Here is a 19,762-nt window from a genome sequence, read left to right as displayed (position 1 = left end):
AGAACCTTATCTTTCCCCTGATTTATCTCAAAGCTGCATTTTTCAACTTGACTCTTGTTAACGTTCGCTTTTTACTTTCAAAGATTAAAACAATGAGGATAAGTAAATGATTATATTTATCACCGGTGCTTCAGCAGGTTTTGGAGAAGCTATTGCTCGTCACTTTATTAACCATGGACACAAAGTTATTGGTACCGCGAGACGTCTTGATAAACTGCAAGCTCTTCATCAAGAACTGGGCGATCTATTCTATCCTTTACAATTAGATGTCACCGATAAAAAAGCAGTCAGTGAAATTTATCACCAATTACCAGAACAATGGCGCTCAATTGATGTATTAGTCAATAATGCAGGACTCGCTTTAGGATTAAGTACCGCTGATAAAGCCAATCTTGATGATTGGGATACTATGATCGAAACTAATAATAAAGGTTTAGTGCATGTCACTCGTGCATTACTACCCTCAATGGTTGAACGCAATGTCGGGCATATTATTAATATCAGCTCAACAGCGGCTTCTTGGCCTTATATGGGGGGAAATGTGTATGGTGCAACCAAAGCCTTTGTTAAGCAATTTAGCCTAGGCTTACGTGCCGATCTTCAAGGTAAAAAAATACGTGTTACTGATATTGAACCCGGTCTTGTGGGGGGAACTGAGTTCTCATTAGTACGCTTTAAAGGTGATACCGATAAAGTAGAACAAACTTATGCAGGAGCAGATGCGCTTACTCCTGAAGATGTTGCACAGGCGGTTTTTTGGACGGCAACATTGCCTGCACATGTTAATATTAATACGCTTGAGATGATGCCCGTCAGTCAATCTTTTGCCGGATTAAGTGTGCACCGACAAAATTAAACGCACTGAAAACTCATTTTTTGTTAAGGGATCATATATACTTGTTGATATAAAATAGTCATTATTCAGTGCTACATAATTTTAGAGGATAGCCATTATGATAAATACGTTAACTAAGAAACAAGCAACAAGGACTCTGCTGTTTTCACTATTTCTTGGTTTATCCGTGTCTTCTTTTTCTTCTGTTGCAGCTTCAACAAATGTAACCATTAATGGCAATGGCTATGATAATGTTTTAGATAAAGAGCAAGCTCGACAAATGAAAGAAGATTGGGATCAAAAACGCGATCTCCGTAATAAAATCAACCAACGCGAAAAAACTGAGTTTAATAAAATAGATAAAGCTATTGATGAGCGTGATGCTTGTTTAAAAAGCGCCAATATCTATGCTTACTGGGAGCCAGAAACACGTCGCTGTTTAGACAGTAATACTGGTCGCCCAATTAACCCTTAATATAAATAAAACAATGATGTTTTAAAAATCAAGCAAGGAGAGAAATGTTATGAAAAAATATCTATTTGCAGTACTGGCTACATTGTTCGCATTTGCACCTTTAGCCGCAAATGCTGGATGTGATGAAGTCGTTCAAGATATTCAACAAAAAATTGAAAATAATGGTGTTCCTGCAGCTAACTTTACCCTAACAGTGGTTGAAAATGATCAAGTTGCACAGACTGAAGGTAAAGTTGTAGGTACTTGTGAAAATGATTCTAAAAAAATCATTTATACTCGCCATTAATCATTGATTTAATAGAATTAATAGCTAAAAAGGGTACTTTGTGTGCCCTTTTCTTTTTTAACCTAAATAGCGATTAGGCTATTAATATTTAGTATTCATTGTTAAATAAAAAAACACCCAATGAGTTAACCCATTAGGCGTTGATAAGTAATAAGTAAAACTAAATATTAATAGGAAATAAGTTATTGAATAGAAATAACTTATTGTTATTCTCTTTGATTGACCTTAACTAAGCGGGTTGAGCGATTTCTAACTGACTTAAGTCAAGATAACAAGAGAGATCACGTTCTTCAGGGCGCAATAAATACGGGATTTCACCAATCAATGGGGCTGGAATATGTTGAGATAACCTTTCTACAATTTTTGCATAGTGCGGTAACCCAGGATTAATTCTATTAGCCACCCAACCAACTAATTCTAAACCATCATTAATAATAGATTGCGCGGTTAGAATTGAGTGATTGACACAACCAGGTTGGATCCCAACCACTAGAACAACAGGAATTTTTTCTTTAGCCACCCAGTCTGAATAAAAAGTATTATCATCAAGTAAATAGCGCCAACCACCATTTCCCTCAATAACAACGCATTCAGCTTTTTGGCCCAAATTATTTAGTTCACTTGAAATTTGATGGAAGTCTATTGCATTTTCACTTACATAACAATTTTCTAGCAAAATAGGGTTAATTTCGTCGTAGCGAGCGTCAATAGGTGAGGAATTATGAATAATCTGAGCATCACGATTACGATTACCCTCAACCGTTTCATGTAATTCGGTTGCGATAGGCTTAAAGCCCACTGCTGTTGTCCCGCCACGATTTATTGACTGAAGAAGTGCTCGGGTGACAACAGTTTTACCTATGTTGGTATCTGTCCCCGTAACAAACAAGCGTGTTAACATATAATTTACTTCCGTTATGACAGATAAATCAGGTTTACGAAAAATGACAGAGATTAGAGTTTAGGGTAACACTGTTTATGGTGGCTTGAGTTAGCTCAATTTTTTAGTTAATTGAGTAAAAATAGGGTAATGTAAGTGATCAATTGGCCTACTTCTCTATGCATAATACTTTAATTATACTTTATTGTATTATTATTAGCCTTGCATTAACTCAAGTAATAATGAGCCATTATATAAGGCTTCTTTTACTAGTGATGCTGCTGGCAATGTGCCTTTATTGCGCAGTTCTGTTTCTTCAATAACCAAGTTATGGGCATATCTAGGTAATACATGGTGTTGGATACTACTAAGGATCAGGGGGAAAAGTGCAGATTTTGCTCTACACAGAGGTGAACCTATTAATATTTTTTGAGGATTAAAAATATTGACCATCACGGCTAAAATAAAACCAAGTCGTTGCGCCACTAAATTAATGATGTCTAATGCTTGTTTATCACCAATTAATACAGCATCACATAACGTTTCTACCGTAATCGGATATTGATTAAGTATTGAGGTGGGATTTTCTTGCGCCAAGTGCTGTGCTTTTTTAATTAACTGAGGGATCGATATTTCCGTTTCTAAACACCCTTTTGCACCACAATAACATTGCGTCTGTGAATCAATAACTTTTGTATGCCCTATTTCGACGGCACTATGGCTGTTTGAATGTAATGTCTTTCCATTAGTCACAACCCCTGCACCGACAATATCATCAATAACAATTTGCAGAATATCGGTGTTATTTTTGGCTGCACCATAGAGTGATTCAGCCATCGTCCAAGCCGTTACACTGTGTTGTAAGAAAACAGCAACACCTGTTTTTTCCTGAATTTTATCAGCCAGCGGAATATCTTGGATAGCATAGTAAGGAGAGCTATAAATAACGCCACTAATCGGATCAACAATTGCATTCATGGTAATACTAATTGCAGTAAGGCGCTCTACTCTTGATTGATAACGTTGAAAGAATGTATCTATTGCAGCAAGGAAATGATGCAAAAAAGCATCACTATTTTGTTTAGGAAAGTCGAAGGTATCTTCAACAACTAATTGATTATCTAGCTCTCTTAAACTAAAAAGTAGACTACCATTATTTACTCGAATACATAAAAATTGCCACCCTTTGCTCTCTAACTTTAAACCAACAGCCGGCCGTCCCCGAAATCCCAACCCAGGAAATTCTGTTTCATGAATAAGGTGTGCTTCGACTAATTCTCGCGTAATTTTAGTAATACTGGCAGGCGCAAGTGTTGCTTTTTTAGATAATGAGATACGAGAAATAGGACCATGTTCATCAATTAATCGAAAAACAGTGCCAAGATTAAATTGTTTTACATGATCAATATGGCTAGGCGGGATCCCCATTTCATCTTATCCTTAATAAAAAAGCCGTAATTAATTCGAAGCTCTAAATAATTATTTTTCGATTATGTCGTCAGTTTGTGATAATTGTACAATAATTACATAAAAATCGTGATGGAAAGCACATATAAATCAAGATTTTTGATCTTCTAAGATATTTTTTAGCAATAATTGAGTCAACCTGTTGGCCGCAGCGGGGATCGTTCGTTTGTTATGAGAAACTAACCATACTTCAGAGAAAGCATTCGAATTAGCAAAATGCAGATAATGCACACCATCAACTTTCATGCGGGTAAATGATTTTGTCACAATAGAAATACCTAATCCGGCAGCAACAAGCCCCAAGATGGTCATCGCCTCTCCGGCTTCCTGTGCTATCGTTGGTGTAATTCCCGCAAGGCTAAGCAATTGAATAATTTCATCATAAAGCGCCGTTCCTACATCTCGCTCAAAAAATACAAAAGGATATTGCCCAATATCTTGAATATTTACGCCTGTTTCTTTGTATTCAAGTAAAGGATGCCCTTCATAAACAGCCAAAATAAAAGGTTCACGAAATAGGAGCTGGTGGTGCAAATTATCAGGTAACACCGTATTACGCATAATTCCCAAATCAATGTGGCCAGTTAATAATGGTGATATCTGCTGTTTGGTATTCATTTGATGCATATGAATACCGACTTCAGGATAATTTTCCCTAAATTGACGCAAACTTAACGTAACCAAATGCATAAAAGGTGTTGTTGAGGTAAAACCAATTGAAATTTCACCTAATTCTCCTTTTTCCATTCTTGATGCTCGTGTCGCTACCGCCTTAACTTGTGCCATAATTTGATAGGATCCTTTTAAAAACATTTGTCCTGCCGGGGTTAACGAAACAGAACGATTGGTTCTTTCGAGTAAACGAGCCCCTATCTCACTTTCTAAGGCTTGTATTTGCTGACTTAAAGGAGGTTGGGAAATATTTAATCTCTCAGCTGCCTTACCAAAATGTAATTCTTCAGCAACAGCAATAAAATAACGTAAATGGCGAAGTTCTATATTCATAATTTGTATTATTCGTTTATGTAAATGCCTATTGATACTTTAAAAGTCTTATTGCTAATGATTAATATATTAGACAAAAAAATCAAATGTTTCTAACATTGATATAAATCAAATTTAAGTATTGGATAGCCACTTTTTATGGACACTCATGAAATAAGCAGTAAAAACATGGCCCTAAAAGAAGATGTTTCTATCAACACCACTTCTAAACCAAACAGTCCGAAACACTATATCCAGCGTGATGACGCGCTTTATATAAAAGTGACAGTGTCATTTTTTATGGTTGGTTTAGCCACTTTTGCATTACTCTACTTTGTGCAACCTATCTTACCTATCCTATCAAAAGAATTTTCAGTCACCCCAGCAACCAGTAGTCTTGCTTTATCGCTTTCTACAGGTCTTATGGCTTGTGGTCTATTGATTACAGGGCCTCTTTCTGATGCGTTTGGTCGAAAAAATGTGATGGTTATTGCGCTATTTTGTGCGGCTTTTTTCACACTATTAAGTGCCATGATGAATAGCTGGACGGGAATTTTAATTACACGAGCACTCGTAGGGCTATCACTTAGTGGTGTTGCAGCCGTTGCGATGACCTACCTTAGCGAAGAGATCCATCCTGCTTATCTAGCCTTATCGATGGGGCTTTATATTAGCGGTAACTCTATTGGTGGTATGAGTGGCCGTGTTATTACTGGTGTTTTGAGTGATTATTACTCTTGGCGTGTGTCTGTGATTATTTTAGGTATTTTTGCCCTTGTTGCTGCTATCATTTTTTGGCGAATATTGCCGACATCACAACATTTTAGGCCAGCAACCTTAAAACCACGTAATCTTCTTATCACAACTAAATTGCATTTTAGAGATAAAGGACTCCCTCTTCTTTTTATTGAAGGTGGCTTGTTAATGGGAGGGTTTGTAACTTTATTTAATTATATTGGTTATCGCCTATTAGATGCACCTTATTCATTAACTCAAACAACCGTTGGTTTAATTTCAATTGTTTATTTGAGTGGAACTTATAGTGCATCGAAAGCAGGCTTATTAACCAATAAATATGGATTAGGTAAAGTGTTTATTGCCGGTGTTTCTATGATGCTAGCGGGTATATTAATTACACTATTTGACTCTCTAGCAATTATTTTTATAGGTATGCTTATTCTAACTACAGGTTTTTTTGCTGCCCATGCGGTAGCAAGTAGTTGGGTTGGACGTCGAGCTAAACGAGGACGTGCGCAGGCCTCTTCTCTTTATCTATTTACCTATTATGCAGGCTCGAGTATTGCGGGAACACTAGGTGGGATCTTCTGGGTCAATTTTGGTTGGCTTGGTGTTGGTTTGTTTATTGCTTTTTTAATGTTAACAGCACTATTAATCGCACTGCGCCTTAATCAAATAGCACAATAAAAAGTCATAATTTTCTATCTGTTAATTTATAAAAACCTATTAATAATAAAGAAAATTGTGACTTTAATTTGCTTTTTTTAATATGGATTCTCTATTTTGAAAAGGACAACAACCATGACTTTAATAAAATTACCAATAATACTAGCAACACTATTATTTGCATCTATATCTGTTGCCACAGTAGACAACTGTCCACCGACTAAGCCAGATTGTGTAGACGAATATACAGCTTTTCATTACCCTCCTGAAGAAGATTAAAAATAAAACCAAGCTAGCTTAAAAAAACCGCATATAACGATATTTAAGAAAAATATCATCAACAAAGTGCCCTTTTATCGCTATACTGTATAAATAAACAGTATAGCGTAATTTTTTAATTTTCACCCTACTAGACGATATACATTCCACTGAAGTTTATGTATTGTTTTTAATAACGGCTAATTGTATGTTGTAACTAAATAAGGTTATAGAGATGAGCAAATATGATGCAATACAGCGATTTAATCTCTGTTTTCAACAACTTGAAACAGAAATCAATGCTCTTACCGATTTTCTTCGTCAGTTAAAGCAACTTCCTTCTGCGGTTTTTGAATTACCTGAGGTAAGTAAAGAAGATGAACATGATGAGATAACAAATGTTACAGTGTCACCTAGTTATGATCTCGATGCTTTAGAACTCTCTTTAAAATTAATGACCAATCTCTTTATCTATGATAATGCCCCACATGTCAGTAGCAAGCGTGCGATACGTTTACCGGGGGTACTCTGTTTTAGTGTCAGCAATCCTGTATTTAAGAATGTAAAAACACAAGTAGAGAGCATTAATTCATTAAAAAAACAGCTTTCAGATATTGTGACGAAAGAGTCTGGTATTTCGAAAGAAGAACGTTTTGATTTTGTCCATAATCAGCTAAAAGGCTTAATTACACTTAATGCTTATCGCACCCTCACCCTACTTTCTGATCCTGATACAGTACGTTTTGGCTGGGCCAATAAAAACATTATAAAAAACTTAACTCGTAATGATGTGTTAGCTCAGCTAGAAAAAAGTCGAGAAGCCAATCGCGCCGTACCTCCTTATACTAGTGAACAATGGGCTGAACGTATCGATAAAGAGATAATGACCCTTTCACAACTCCCGGAAAATGCCAAATTAAAAATTAAGCGTCCAGTGAAAGTCCAACCTATTGCCAGAGTTTGGTATTCGGAGCAACAAAAACAGGTACAATATGCTTGTCCCCTACCATTATTAGCTTTCTATATTGATAAAGAGTCAGACTTTAAGCCCATAATAGGTGAATTAGCTGATTATGATGTAAATAATATTCAAATTCGCCATCGCCCTAAAGCCAAAAAGTTACAATTAATTATTCCACGCTTACATTTATATCTTGAAAAATAAGCAATAGATAAAAAATCCCGCTATCTGGGATAGCGGGATCCAATATTGTACTAGATAAAATAAGCGTATAATTGCTTATTTTTTCATACTACCAACCATATCTTCTGGACGTACCCAGCTATCAAATTCTTCTGCTGTCAGGTAGTTCAGTTTCAGTGCAGATTCTTTCAGCGTTAAGCCCTCTTTATGAGCTTTCTTCGCGATCTCTGCAGCTTTGTCATAACCGATATGGGTATTTAATGCCGTAACCAGCATTAAAGACTCATGCAATAATTTATTAATACGCTCACGGTTTGGTTCAATACCAATAGCACAATGCTCGTTAAAGCTACGCATACCATCAGCCAATAAACGCACTGATTGTAGGAAGTTATCAATAATCATTGGGCGATATACGTTCAGTTCAAAGTTACCTGAAGCACCACCGATATTGATAGCAACATCATTACCCATAACTTGAGCGCACAGCATGGTCAACGCTTCACACTGAGTTGGGTTCACTTTACCTGGCATAATGGAGCTACCTGGCTCATTTTCTGGAATAGAAATTTCGCCAATACCGCAACGAGGGCCAGATGCTAACCAACGTACATCATTAGCTATTTTCATTAATGAGGCAGCTAAACCTTTTAACGCACCATGAGAATGAACCAGTGCATCACAGGTTGCTAATGCTTCAAATTTGTTAGGAGCCGTGACAAATGGCTGACCTGATAATTCAGCGATACGTTTAGCAACGCGAACTGCGTACTCAGGATGTGTATTTAATCCTGTACCAACCGCCGTTCCGCCCAACGCAAGCTCACACACATGAGGAACTGAATCTTCGATATGTTTGATATTATGCTCAAGCATCGCCGCCCAACCGGAGATTTCTTGACCTAATGTAAGTGGTGTCGCATCTTGCAGGTGAGTACGACCAATCTTGACGATATCATGGAAAGCTTCTGCTTTCTCTTTAAATACTTTCAGTAATGATTTTAATTCCGGCAGTAAATCCTGACGTAATGCGATAACAGCAGCGACATGCATGGCCGTTGGGAACACATCATTTGAACTTTGACTTTTGTTAACATCATCATTCGGATGAATTTTGCGTTCCATGCCACGGATACCACCTAGTATCTCACTACCACGGTTAGCTAACACTTCATTCATATTCATATTTGATTGAGTGCCAGAACCGGTCTGCCAGATTGCTAATGGGAATTCAGTTGGGTGTTTACCTGCCAGCACTTCATCAGCAGCAGCAATAATTGCATCTGCACGTTCTTTAGGTAATAACCCGAGATCCATATTGACACCGGCGGCGGCTTTTTTGGTTAAAGCAAGCGCGTGGATCAGTGCAACAGGCATTTTTTCTACTGAAATACGGAAGTGTTCTAGAGAACGCTGCGTTTGAGCTCCCCATAACTGGTCAGCTGGTACTTCGATTTGTCCCATTGAGTCTTTTTCAATGCGAGTGGCTGCCATTTCAATCTCCTTAAGTACACAGAATAATTGATTAGTTCCGAATTACTTTCTAGTAAATAACTCGGATACAGCTATCATGCCATAAATAGAATAATAAATATGAGAGCTAAAGCGAGCTTATGAAATTTATAACAGAATGAAATTGGTTGATTTTTCTGATTAAATGAGGTTGGCTCACGATAATATTGGTGTTTTTGCTCTCTATTTATAACCATATTAATTACAAGCTTTTATTCTGTATCATAAATACAAATATGGCTTAAATAAATATACTTTTAATCCAAAAAAGACCAAAAAACGACATTTTTATCTTTAATTGCCTTATTTAAGTTATCTATAATTATTTCTCTTTAAACTCATTGTGTTAGCTTATAACTAAGTAAGTTCTGATTGCGTTCTTATTTCACTAAATCTATATTTACAGAGAATATAGATAGCAATTAATATACGCTAATTATCTATATTCATATTCAGAGTATTGATAACCAAAACCAATTTGTTGGATTGTTTAAGGGTAGCAAAACAATCTTAAGAACGTATGCTACGAAGCATACACAGAGGATGGACTAGAATTATGAAGAAATCGCTTGTCGCTGTTGGTGTTATTGTTGCACTAGGTGTTGTTTGGACCGGTGCATCATGGTACATGGGCAGTAAAATTGAAAGCCGCTTACAGGAAGAAACCAAACGCACTAACGTTCAATTAGCGCAACTTGCTAAAGAAAGCCAATTAGGTGCGGATATTAAACTTGAAATTCGTGACTATAAGAAAGGCGTCTTTACTTCTACTGCTGATCTTGCGGTTGTGATTTCAGAGCATGCCAAATCAGATGAAGATAAAAAAGTAGAAGAAGTGCTCTTTAAGACGGATATTGACCATGGGCCATTCCCTCTTTCTGATATTGCTCAATTTAATCTAGCTCCTAAGTTAGCAGCAATGAATAATACTTTAGTGAATAATGAGACCACTAAAGATCTATTTAAGTTGACCAAAGAGCCATCATTTATTGATATGCACTCTTCTTTATCGTTTGATGGCAGTGTATCGGGTAAAGTTAACATAAATCCTATTAATTACAGCAAAGAAGGTAGCCAGTTAACAACATCTGCGTTTCAGATTGATTTTTCTTCCGATAAAAATGCAACAAACATCTCAACAGCAGTAAAAGGTGATGAAGTCATTGTTAAGAAAGGTAATGATGAAACCTTTACGCTGAAAAATATTGCAGGCTCTGTCGAAGGAACTAAAGTTAAAGACGATCAATATCTATTTGATACACAAACACTGAACTTTGGCGATATTACCTTTACGAGCCAAGATAAGTCATCTAATTTCACTTTAAAAGATACTTCTCTTGCTACTAAGAGCCAAATTAAAGATAAATTATTCTTTATCACTCAAGATTATAGTTTTAAATCTCTTAATGTTGGTGGTTTTGATTTTGGTGCGGGTAAATTTGCTTACTCAATTGATAAAGCAGATCCAGATGCGATGTTGCTATTAACAAAAGTTTATAACAGCACCTTCTTACCTTGGAATCAAAATAAATACGATAATTCAGCGATGATTGAGCAAGCTGTACGTGATGTTTTGGAAAAAGGTTTAGTATTCCGTATCGATGAAGCATCGCTTACCAATAGCAGTGGCGCAAGCAAACTAAACTTTAAGTTAGATTTAAATGCGTTCAATGCTGATGCACTGAAAAAAGAAGACAAGGCGCCTTCAGTTCTGTTTAATGAATTGTTTAATAATATCGATTTTAATATCGATCTTTCTGTACCAATGCTAACGGAGTTCCGTAGTACCACACAATACCTTGATGTTATGCGTTATTCTGAAAAAGGCTTAACAGACGAAGATAAAGCTGAAATTCAGAAAACAACCGCTAACGACATGGCACAGTTAAAAACTGAATTACAGCAAAATATCAATCAAATTTCTCAAGACGAGAAAGATGCTCTGCCATTGATGCTGTTATCACAAGACGGTAATAAACTGTCTTTAAACCTGAACTATGCTGCTGATAAATTTACTATGAACGGTAAAACTTACAGCTTTGATGAGTTTATGGAAGTAACACAAGCCCCTCAAATGTTAGGTTTAGCGGCGATGTTATTTGGTGCGGGTGCTTCTTCTTATGATTATGATGACTCTGATTATCCTGAATATTCAGAAGAGCCAGATCAAAATGATGCAATAGAAGAGCCACAAATTGAGATCCCAGCAGCACCTGCTGAAAACAATTAATTTTAGTCACTGATAGCATACAGTCACTAATCAATAAAGCCCCCTATCACCATTCTTATGATAAGGGGCTTTTTATTGTTATTAACAATCACAATTGGGCTTAAACACTTCGCGAGTGCCCCAATCATCTTTACAACATGAATCAATCGCTTTATGCATTATTTCTGCAAGGGTATTAACTGTTGATATAATAGTAGAGAGCTCTTCACAAACATGACGACACGTTGAATTATCTTTATTCAGATCAGGAAGTTTAGGTAATGTTAAACTATCACATAGAATTTCTTGTAGAACTAAAGAAAAATTAGCGATACCTGTTGTGTATATATAAGAGCGTCCTCCCGTCATCTGCGCTAAGCGCACATACTCTTTCGTGATGTTATCTCTATCAGCAATAGTAGGAAAGCGATCCACATTAGAGGGATCATCATTAGGCGTTCCCTGATAAGTATATACTTTTACTTTTTCGCTTCTAGCAACCACTATTGCCTCATTGTTTTTAAGCACAGCGGCTTGTGTTAATACACCTCCGCCACCTTCCATACCTTCATCACCTAAGACAAAAATTGCACGACGAGCGCCATCTCGCCAATCGAAATATTTACACACATCAATGACGGCTCGGCATAAATCTTCTTTATTTCCAGCATGATCTCGTCCATCAGCCTCTTTAAATGGCGCTCTTGCTTGTAATTTGTGAGCAGATACACCTTGTGTCATTAAATAGTCAGTCACTGAGCGATCGAACTTAGTATTATCCCACGTACCTTCTATTCCTAAAAAAGTGACTCTTAAACTTGATGGGCAACGTCCTAATGCCTTTTGAACAGCATCATCTATTTGTTGACTTAAATCAGAAGATTCATCAGCCATTGAGCCACTTGTATCTATTACCACAACTAAATCTAAAGCAACATTGCCATCTCCTGTCTCCATTTGTGAACTTAAAGTAGGGTTAGCAGTTGGTGGCGGAATTATTGGTTTAGCTATTTGTTTATTACTATCATTATTTATTAAACTATTATTTGATTTTCCATTCATATTCTCGCTCCAATATAATGCAATATTAAAAATAAAGTGATTAGCCTTTTTCTAGCAAGAATATATTATGATTTTATTTTGTTTATTCACTTCCTTATTAAATATAATAGATTTGTTATTTTTTAATATCCCAATATTATTAACAATAATTAATAAAACAATCACTTTATTTATAATTAGATAATCAGCCCTTCCGCTAATAGACATTCTTAATTCTTACTAACACCTATCAGTATATCTGATAGCTTATATCAAAAACTATGATATGTTTGTTTTTAAAGGAAAAATTACATTTTCAGCCAAGTTGATAAGAAGCATCAACTATACTGAAAAATAAAGATAATAAATGTACAGTATTAATTTAAAAATAATTTTTATCATCGAAAAATACAAAAAAAACGCCTCTTTATGTATTAAAAATAAACAACTTCAGTTTAATTTATAGTGAATCAATTGAAAATCATTCATAATAATAGGCAATTTATTACTTTATTCCCCTTAAAAGAAAGTCACCATAACAAGTGGATTTTCATTATTATTATTAAAAAGGAAAATAACACGTGATTGACACACAGTTGCCTTTAACCGATTTGCACCGCCATTTAGATGGAAACATCCGTCCGGAAACAATTTTAGATTTAGCACAACAACATAATATTGCCCTACCTGCCTATGAGCTAGAAACATTGCGCCCACATGTGCAGATAACTAAAAATGAGCCTAGCTTAGTGAGCTTCTTACAAAAGCTAGATTGGGGCGTTGCTGTACTCGCCGATTTAGACGCTTGTCGCCGTGTTGCTTATGAGAACGTCGTCGATGTTGCTAATGCAGGTATTGATTACGCAGAATTACGCTTTTCACCTTACTATATGGCCATGAAGCATCAATTACCGATTGAAGGTGTTGTTGAAGCAATTATTGATGGTGTACAAAGTGCCTTACACACTTATGATGTTGAGATCCGTTTAATCGGCATCTTAAGCCGTACTTTTGGTGAAAATGCCTGCCAGCAAGAATTAAATGGTCTATTAAAACATCAAGATAAAATCACCGCACTTGATTTAGCTGGCGATGAATTAGGTTTCCCTGGGCATTTATTCCAACCTCACTTTAACCGTGCTCGTGATACTGGCTGGAAGATCACCGTTCATGCAGGTGAAGCGGCTGGTGCTGAAAGTATTTGGCACGCGATTAAAGAATTAGGGGCAAGTCGTATTGGTCACGGTGTTAAAGCCATTGAAGATCCCCGTTTGATGGATTATCTCGCAGAGCACCAAATTGGTATTGAATCTTGCTTAACCTCAAATATTCAAACCAGTACTATTGCCTCTTTAGCACAACATCCTCTTAAGAAGTTCTTAGAGCACGGTATTATCGCCTCGCTCAATACTGACGATCCGGCCGTGGAAGGTATTGAGTTAAAACATGAGTATACTGTTGCTGCTCCTGCGGCGGGTTTAACCGCAGCACAAATTCGCCAAGCACAAATTAATGGTCTTACTATGGCTTTTATTAGCCAAGCTGAACGTGATGCATTAATTAAAAAAGTGAGTTTAGGTTAATATTAACGAAAAAATACCGCCTTATTGCTAAGGCGGTATTTTTATCTTTTGCTCTATTTTTACAGTGACTACTGATGGTGTTTTTTAGCTTGATTGGCATAACGCTGAGCTAATATGGCACAAACCATTAATTGAATTTGATGAAATAGCATCAGCGGTAATAGCATGATCCCCACCGTTGCTGCGGGAAATAGTACATTTGCCATGGGAACCCCATTCGCCAAGCTCTTTTTCGAGCCACAAAATACAATCGTGATTTCATCAGCTTTATTAAAGCCAAGCCATCTTGCACTATAAATATTAATAACAAGTACAATAGCCAGTAATACACAACTGACAATGGTGATAGTCAATAACGACCAACCGTCAATTTTATGCCAAATACCTTCAACGACGGCTTCACTAAATGCAACATAAACCACCAGCAAAATAGAAGAGCGATCGGTTCTATTCACTAACATCTTATGATTATCAACCCAACGGCCAATTAATGGACGAGATAAATGACCGATAATAAAAGGCACCATCAGTTGTAATAAAATAGATTGTATCGCCCCCGCAGTATCAAAATGCTCAGCAGAGCCTTGTGTTTCCATTAAAAAACCCACCAGCACAGGGGATAAAAATACCCCTAAAATGCTTGATGCTGATGCACTACAGATTGCCGCGGCTACATTACCACCGGCAACAGAAGTAAAGGCAATAGCGGATTGTACTGTCGCAGGTAAAGCACAAAGATATAAAAATCCCATATAAACGGTAGGTGACATCCAGTCAGGCACCATAAACTGTAGTCCCAACCCTAGTAATGGGAATAAAACAAAAGTACTGGCAAAAACCACTAAATGTAAGCGCCAATGACCAAGTCCTGACAATATCGCTTCTCTAGAAAGCTTTGCCCCATGCAAAAAAAACAATAAGGCAATCGCAGCCGTAGTGAGATGTTGAAAGATGACTTTTATCTCACCTTGCGCAGGTAATAATGTTGCGAGTATGACCACCAAGATCATAATCATTAAAAAAGAGTCAATTTTTAGCTTTTGCCACCAAGACATGTTTTTTGTCACTCCCTAATGTTTACAGCTTAATTGTGGTTTTTGATTGATTTGAAAGGCTACCGGCTTCAATTAAACGCATAACATTAATGGCCTGTGACACAGTAACAGGACTCTCTTCACCAAATGCAATCGCACGATAAATTTGCTGATAATAAGCGGGATAATTACCTGATAGAGTCGGTAACTTTGTTGTTACTAATTCACCACACTCTGTCGATAATGTTAATTCACCCTCTTGAGGATCAGCCCCCCAGTTATACATTTCAGTCGGAAGATAACCCGCTTTTAATGCATCTTCTTGGGTATCTAAACCATATTTTACATAACTGCCTTTGGTCCCATAAATAGCAAAAATAGGCGTAGGTGAGGCAACCAACATAGAGGCATGTAAAATAACTTTCAGATGACCATAGTCTAATAGTGTATGAAAGTAGTCAGCATTTTTAGCATTAGGGCGCAACTGAGCAATATCAGCAGTGATTGCATAAGGTTGACCAAAAAGACATACCGCTTGGTCTAGTAAATGAGGGGCCAGATCGTACCAAAGTCCTCCACCAAGTCCGGCATCTTCACGCCAACGTTGGCGCACAGCGGGTCTAAAACGATCGAAATGCGCTTCATAGGCACTGACTTCACCTAATGTTTTATCGGCGAGTAATTTTTGAACGGTAAGAAAACCGGCATCCCAACGACGATTATGAAAAACTGAGAGTAATCTCTTAGCTTCTTTCGCTTGTTGTGCCAATTTTTCTGCTTCATCGAGTGTCAAAGTAAAAGGTTTATCGACAACAACATGCTTACCGTTTTTTAAGGCTTGTGAGGCGTAGGTATAGTGAGTGTTATTAGGTGTTGGAATAACAATTAAATCGATGTCTGGATCATCAATCAGTCGTTGTGGGTTGGCATACACCGTAATATTAGGAAAATCAGCGATAACTTTACTTTCATCAGAGCTTGAAATGGCTGATAGTGTTAACCCCTCAGTGGTACAGATCAGGGGAGCATGAAAGGTTTTACTTGCATAACCATAGCCTATAATCCCCACGTTTAAATTTTTTGTCATAACCCTATCCCGCTTTTATCTTTTTATTCTATAAATGAAAAATGACTTTCACTTCTACAGCTAAATAAATAATAACAAAGTTTGTGATAATATCTCGTTTAGAACTTAGTATAATAGTAGGATCTTTGATTAATGAAATTAAAACCTCAGACAAACGTTTTGCCCGAGCAATCCCCTAAAGCCCCTATTACGGGTTGGTTACTTGCCCCTTTGGCTTATTTGCTGTTGTCGATAGTGGGCTTAGGTTTAATGTCTGTTTTATATTTAATACGATATTTTTCAGATTTTTCGATTATCCACCAGCTACCTTTTCATGTGGTATCAAGCTGGTATCTTTCCGTGTTAACAACATGGGCGATGTTTGCATTTACCGCTTATTTGTTAAGACAGTTTTTTTACCGCGCTAAAAATTTTCCTCGTTTATTTATTATTTGGTTATTAATTAACTTATTGTTGGCGATAAAAAGTTTCGGTTTTTCCCCTGTTGATGATCAAACCGCAGTTAAGTCACTATTATGGGCCGTTATGGCAACTGTCTGCTTTGTGCCTTATATCAAATATGCTAAGCGTGTCCGTGAAACTTTCACACAAGATCGATAACTTCATACATTTCAGCTTGATATTATACTCGCCCGTTTAGCCTCTTTATTTTATGAGGCTTTTTCTCCATTTTTTAACAATTTTGGCATAGCAATGACTGATTACTTGCTTTTATTCGTTGGTACCGTCTTGGTGAATAACTTTGTACTCGTCAAATTCCTCGGTTTATGCCCATTTATGGGTGTATCAAAAAAATTAGAAACCGCGATAGGAATGGGGTTTGCGACAACGTTTGTCATGACGATTGCCTCTATTAGCTCTTGGCTAATGGATACCTTTATTTTAGTTCCCTTAGACTTACTCTATTTACGTACACTCAGCTTTATTTTAGTGATTGCTGTTGTGGTGCAATTTACAGAAATGGTCGTAAGAAAGACGAGTCCAACGTTATATCGTCTATTGGGGATTTTCTTACCTTTAATTACCACCAACTGTGCCGTATTAGGGGTCGCATTACTGAATATCAATCAATCACATACCTTTATGCAATCAGCAGTATATGGTTTTGGTGCTGCGGTAGGATTCTCCTTAGTTATGGTGTTATTTGCAGCCATTAGAGAAAGACTGGCTGTCGCCAATATTCCTGCTCCTTTCAAAGGCTCTTCTATTGGCTTAATTACTGCGGGTTTAATGTCTCTTGCCTTTATGGGTTTTAGTGGTTTGGTGAAACTGTAATGAATTCTTTATGGATAGCAATTGGTGTACTGGGTGTACTAGGGCTTCTATTCGGCCTGATTTTAGGTTATTCCGCTCGTCGCTTTAAAGTAGAAGAAGATCCTATTGTGGAAAAAATTGATGCCATATTACCACAGAGTCAGTGTGGTCAGTGTGGTCATCCTGGTTGCCGCCCTTATGCAGAAGCGGTAGCTAATAATGGAGAAATGATTAACCGTTGTGCACCGGGTGGTGAACAGGTTATGTTAAAAATTGCCGAACTGATGGGGGTTGATCCACAACCACTTGACGGTGATGAAGAAGCATTAAATCCGGTGAGAAAAGTGGCTTTAATTGATGAAGACAACTGCATCGGGTGCACAAAATGTATTCAAGCATGCCCAGTGGATGCCATCGTCGGCGCTACTCGTGCAATGCACACCATAATAGAAGATCTCTGCACAGGGTGTGATTTATGTGTTCCACCTTGTCCAACAGACTGTATTACTTTAGTTCCTGTGAAAATGACGACCTCTAATTGGAAATGGGATTTAAATACGATCCCTGTAAGAAATATTCCTGCAGAGCCAGAAGAAACACCCGAAGATGAACCGTCATTAAAGGCGGAGGATAACGCTCATGTTTAATCTCTTTTCGTTATTTAAAAAAGATAAAATTTGGGATTTTAAAGGCGGTATTCATCCTCCCGAAATGAAATTACAATCAAGTCGCACGCCTATGCGTATTGCCCAGTTACCGGATGAGGTTACCATCCCTATTCATCAACACTTAGGTACTCCTGGGCAACTTTGCGTTAAAGTGGGTGATCATGTTTTAAAAGGCCAAGCCTTAACTCGTGGCGTAGGAAGAACATTACCTGTTCATGCTTCTATATCAGGTACGGTTACGGCAATAGAGCCATTTCCAAGCACTCACCCTTCTGGTCTGCCTGAAATTGCAGTGAAAATTGTCTCTGATGGTAAAGACGAATGGCGAGAAAAATCACCGCTAGTTGACTATCAATCACAAAGTAAAGAAGTATTGCTTACCCGTATTCATGAAGCAGGCATTGCTGGATTAGGGGGAGCGGGTTTTCCAACAGCCACAAAATTAAAAGGTGGTGGTGATTTAGTTAAAACGCTCATCATAAATGCCGCTGAATGTGAGCCTTATATCACAGCTGATGACAGACTTATGCAAGAGCACGCAGATGAAGTTATTGCGGGTTGTCAGATATTAATGCATATACTGTCACCGGATGAAGTGCTGATTGGTATTGAAGATAACAAACCTGAAGCTATTGCCGCCTTAAAACAAGCATTAGCAGCACTCACAAATGAAAAACGTATTTTTATTCGGGTGATCCCTACCAAATATCCATCTGGAGGCGCTAAACAGTTAACCAAAATATTAACGGGCAAAGAAGTTCCTTCTGGCGGTCGCTCCTCTGATATTGGCGTATTAATGCAAAATGTGGGGACGGTAGTGGCAATTAAACGTGCCATTATCGATGATGAACCTTTAATTGAACGTGTCGTCACCGTAACTGGACAAGGGGCTAAAACCCCAGGCAACTTTTGGGCGCGTTTAGGTACTCCTATTTATGCACTTATAAAACAAGCGGGCTTTGTTGCTGGCTCTGAGCAGATGGTCATTATGGGGGGGCCTTTAATGGGCTTCACCTTACCTGACTTAAATGCCCCCGTTATAAAAATTACTAACTGCTTATTAATTCCCTCTCCAGAAGAGATGGATACAGATAATATTGAAGAAGCCTGTATCCGTTGTGGTCAATGTGTTGACGCTTGCCCTAGTGGTTTACTACCACAACAACTTTACTGGTTTAGTAAAGGGAAAGAGCATGAGAAAGCGCAACAACATAATTTATTTGACTGCATTGAGTGCGGGGCTTGTGCTTTTGTCTGCCCTAGTAATATTCCATTAGTGCAATATTACCGCCAAGAAAAAGCAGAAATACGAGAAATTGATGCGGAAGCTAAGCGAGCGGCTGAAGCTAAGGCTCGCTTTGAAGCGAAAAAAATCCGTATGGAACGAGAAAAGCTTGAACGTGAGGCAAGACATCAACGTGCTGCAGTTAAGCTTGATGATCACCAACAAAATGAAGTGCAATCTGCACTTTCTCGTGTAAAAGAAAAACATGGCATTGGCAAAATTATTGCTGTTAAAGCAGGAGAACAACCTGACAACGCAGCGGCTATTGCTGCACGCAAAAAACGTAAAGAAGAAGCCCGAGCAAAACAAGCTGCTAAATTGGCACAACAGGTACCACAAAATACCCATACCACCGC

The 19,762-nt window shown here is 37.6% G+C and carries 18 protein-coding genes; 11 read left to right on the top strand and 7 right to left on the bottom strand.

Annotation, left to right across the window (positions count from 1 at the left end):
* The first annotated feature begins 106 nt into the window (after positions 1–106).
* The 3 genes from ydfG to AACV00_RS03670 all read left to right on the top strand — a co-directional run bounded on the left by ydfG (position 107) and on the right by AACV00_RS03670 (position 1,596).
* Positions 107–856: a bifunctional NADP-dependent 3-hydroxy acid dehydrogenase/3-hydroxypropionate dehydrogenase YdfG gene (gene ydfG / locus AACV00_RS03680; RefSeq protein ID WP_004242991.1), complete on the top strand. Its 750-nt coding sequence runs from the start codon at positions 107–109 to the stop codon at positions 854–856.
* Between the two features lie 97 nt (positions 857–953).
* The gene (locus AACV00_RS03675) at positions 954–1,310 is read left to right on the top strand and encodes a DUF1283 family protein (RefSeq protein ID WP_004242992.1); all 357 of its coding nucleotides are present in this window, start codon (positions 954–956) and stop codon (positions 1,308–1,310) included.
* Between the two features lie 49 nt (positions 1,311–1,359).
* On the top strand, positions 1,360–1,596 hold the full coding sequence (locus tag AACV00_RS03670; protein WP_004242993.1) for a DUF1161 domain-containing protein: 237 nt from the start codon (positions 1,360–1,362) through the stop codon (positions 1,594–1,596).
* Between the two features lie 229 nt (positions 1,597–1,825).
* Here the strand turns inward: AACV00_RS03670 and bioD are convergent, their stop codons facing one another.
* The 3 genes from bioD to AACV00_RS03655 all read right to left on the bottom strand — a co-directional run bounded on the left by bioD (position 1,826) and on the right by AACV00_RS03655 (position 4,948).
* Positions 1,826–2,497: a dethiobiotin synthase gene (gene bioD / locus AACV00_RS03665; protein ID WP_004242994.1), complete on the bottom strand. Its 672-nt coding sequence runs from the start codon at positions 2,495–2,497 to the stop codon at positions 1,826–1,828.
* A gap of 195 nt (positions 2,498–2,692) precedes the next feature.
* Positions 2,693–3,904: a sugar metabolism global transcriptional regulator Mlc gene (gene mlc / locus AACV00_RS03660; RefSeq protein WP_004242997.1), complete on the bottom strand. Its 1,212-nt coding sequence runs from the start codon at positions 3,902–3,904 to the stop codon at positions 2,693–2,695.
* Positions 3,905–4,033: 129 nt separating this feature from the next.
* A complete protein-coding gene (locus tag AACV00_RS03655) occupies positions 4,034–4,948 on the bottom strand; it encodes a LysR family transcriptional regulator (RefSeq protein ID WP_004242999.1) in 915 nt (304 codons plus the stop codon).
* 138 nt (positions 4,949–5,086) lie between these two features.
* On the opposite strand from AACV00_RS03655, the gene AACV00_RS03650 reads away from it, so the two are divergent.
* Both AACV00_RS03650 and tus read left to right on the top strand, forming a co-directional pair.
* Complete coding sequence (locus AACV00_RS03650; protein ID WP_004251149.1) at positions 5,087–6,352, top strand: MFS transporter; 1,266 nt, start codon at positions 5,087–5,089, stop codon at positions 6,350–6,352.
* Between the two features lie 472 nt (positions 6,353–6,824).
* The gene (gene tus, locus AACV00_RS03645; RefSeq protein WP_017628102.1) at positions 6,825–7,754 is read left to right on the top strand and encodes a DNA replication terminus site-binding protein; all 930 of its coding nucleotides are present in this window, start codon (positions 6,825–6,827) and stop codon (positions 7,752–7,754) included.
* Positions 7,755–7,829: 75 nt separating this feature from the next.
* Here the strand turns inward: tus and fumC are convergent, their stop codons facing one another.
* Positions 7,830–9,227 carry a class II fumarate hydratase gene (gene fumC, locus AACV00_RS03640; RefSeq protein ID WP_004243002.1) on the bottom strand — a complete coding sequence of 466 codons (1,398 nt, stop codon included), beginning with the start codon at positions 9,225–9,227 and terminating at the stop codon, positions 7,830–7,832.
* A gap of 574 nt (positions 9,228–9,801) precedes the next feature.
* On the opposite strand from fumC, the gene AACV00_RS03635 reads away from it, so the two are divergent.
* Entirely contained in the window at positions 9,802–11,475 is a 1,674-nt protein-coding gene (locus AACV00_RS03635; protein WP_004251140.1) for a YdgA family protein, read from the top strand.
* Between the two features lie 81 nt (positions 11,476–11,556).
* Here AACV00_RS03635 and AACV00_RS03630 read toward each other — a convergent pair whose 3' ends face one another.
* Positions 11,557–12,516 carry a hypothetical protein gene (locus AACV00_RS03630; RefSeq protein WP_004248097.1) on the bottom strand — a complete coding sequence of 320 codons (960 nt, stop codon included), beginning with the start codon at positions 12,514–12,516 and terminating at the stop codon, positions 11,557–11,559.
* A gap of 560 nt (positions 12,517–13,076) precedes the next feature.
* Here AACV00_RS03630 and add point away from each other — a divergent pair.
* Complete coding sequence (gene add, locus AACV00_RS03625) at positions 13,077–14,078, top strand: adenosine deaminase (RefSeq protein WP_004248098.1); 1,002 nt, start codon at positions 13,077–13,079, stop codon at positions 14,076–14,078.
* Between the two features lie 68 nt (positions 14,079–14,146).
* Here the strand turns inward: add and AACV00_RS03620 are convergent, their stop codons facing one another.
* Both AACV00_RS03620 and AACV00_RS03615 read right to left on the bottom strand, forming a co-directional pair.
* Positions 14,147–15,133, bottom strand: a complete 987-nt coding sequence (locus AACV00_RS03620; RefSeq protein WP_004243014.1) for a bile acid:sodium symporter family protein — start codon at positions 15,131–15,133, stop codon at positions 14,147–14,149.
* Positions 15,134–15,155: 22 nt separating this feature from the next.
* Positions 15,156–16,199 carry an oxidoreductase gene (locus tag AACV00_RS03615; RefSeq protein WP_004248100.1) on the bottom strand — a complete coding sequence of 348 codons (1,044 nt, stop codon included), beginning with the start codon at positions 16,197–16,199 and terminating at the stop codon, positions 15,156–15,158.
* A gap of 132 nt (positions 16,200–16,331) precedes the next feature.
* Between AACV00_RS03615 and AACV00_RS03610 the strand changes: the two genes are divergently transcribed.
* The 4 genes from AACV00_RS03610 to rsxC form a co-directional block, all read left to right on the top strand.
* Positions 16,332–16,799, top strand: coding sequence for a DUF2569 family protein (locus AACV00_RS03610; RefSeq protein WP_004248101.1), 468 nt, complete (start codon positions 16,332–16,334; stop codon positions 16,797–16,799).
* Positions 16,800–16,892: 93 nt separating this feature from the next.
* Complete coding sequence (gene rsxA, locus AACV00_RS03605; RefSeq protein WP_004243017.1) at positions 16,893–17,474, top strand: electron transport complex subunit RsxA; 582 nt, start codon at positions 16,893–16,895, stop codon at positions 17,472–17,474.
* Positions 17,474–18,100, top strand: a complete 627-nt coding sequence (gene rsxB / locus AACV00_RS03600; protein ID WP_004248102.1) for an electron transport complex subunit RsxB — start codon at positions 17,474–17,476, stop codon at positions 18,098–18,100. The genes rsxA and rsxB overlap by 1 nt, the downstream gene beginning before the upstream one ends.
* Positions 18,093–19,762, top strand: a 1,670-nt coding sequence (gene rsxC, locus AACV00_RS03595; protein WP_161737330.1) for an electron transport complex subunit RsxC, incomplete at its 3' end; no start/stop codon positions are given. The genes rsxB and rsxC, both read left to right, overlap by 8 nt.

The organism is Proteus sp. G3927 (assembly GCF_963894685.1).
Taxonomy (GTDB): Bacteria; Pseudomonadota; Gammaproteobacteria; order Enterobacterales; family Enterobacteriaceae; genus Proteus; species Proteus mirabilis.
Note: the sequence above shows the minus strand (reverse complement) of the source record. Positions and strands in the feature narration are given on the sequence as shown.

Bases quoted from the DNA above. Each gene is read 5' to 3' on its own strand.
- bioD (WP_004242994.1), bottom strand. From the start codon at position 2,497: ATGTTAACACGCTTGTTTGTTACGGGGACAGATACCAACATAGGTAAA.
- mlc (WP_004242997.1), bottom strand. From the start codon at position 3,904: ATGGGGATCCCGCCTAGCCATATTGATCATGTAAAACAATTTAATCTT.
- AACV00_RS03610 (WP_004248101.1), top strand. From the start codon at position 16,332: ATGAAATTAAAACCTCAGACAAACGTTTTGCCCGAGCAATCCCCTAAA.
- fumC (WP_004243002.1), bottom strand. From the start codon at position 9,227: ATGGCAGCCACTCGCATTGAAAAAGACTCAATGGGACAAATCGAAGTA.
- ydfG (WP_004242991.1), top strand. From the start codon at position 107: ATGATTATATTTATCACCGGTGCTTCAGCAGGTTTTGGAGAAGCTATT.
- AACV00_RS03630 (WP_004248097.1), bottom strand. From the start codon at position 12,516: ATGAATGGAAAATCAAATAATAGTTTAATAAATAATGATAGTAATAAA.
- AACV00_RS03635 (WP_004251140.1), top strand. From the start codon at position 9,802: ATGAAGAAATCGCTTGTCGCTGTTGGTGTTATTGTTGCACTAGGTGTT.
- tus (WP_017628102.1), top strand. From the start codon at position 6,825: ATGAGCAAATATGATGCAATACAGCGATTTAATCTCTGTTTTCAACAA.
- AACV00_RS03670 (WP_004242993.1), top strand. From the start codon at position 1,360: ATGAAAAAATATCTATTTGCAGTACTGGCTACATTGTTCGCATTTGCA.
- AACV00_RS03655 (WP_004242999.1), bottom strand. From the start codon at position 4,948: ATGAATATAGAACTTCGCCATTTACGTTATTTTATTGCTGTTGCTGAA.
- AACV00_RS03620 (WP_004243014.1), bottom strand. From the start codon at position 15,133: ATGTCTTGGTGGCAAAAGCTAAAAATTGACTCTTTTTTAATGATTATG.
- rsxA (WP_004243017.1), top strand. From the start codon at position 16,893: ATGACTGATTACTTGCTTTTATTCGTTGGTACCGTCTTGGTGAATAAC.
- AACV00_RS03650 (WP_004251149.1), top strand. From the start codon at position 5,087: ATGGACACTCATGAAATAAGCAGTAAAAACATGGCCCTAAAAGAAGAT.
- AACV00_RS03615 (WP_004248100.1), bottom strand. From the start codon at position 16,199: ATGACAAAAAATTTAAACGTGGGGATTATAGGCTATGGTTATGCAAGT.
- AACV00_RS03675 (WP_004242992.1), top strand. From the start codon at position 954: ATGATAAATACGTTAACTAAGAAACAAGCAACAAGGACTCTGCTGTTT.
- rsxB (WP_004248102.1), top strand. From the start codon at position 17,474: ATGAATTCTTTATGGATAGCAATTGGTGTACTGGGTGTACTAGGGCTT.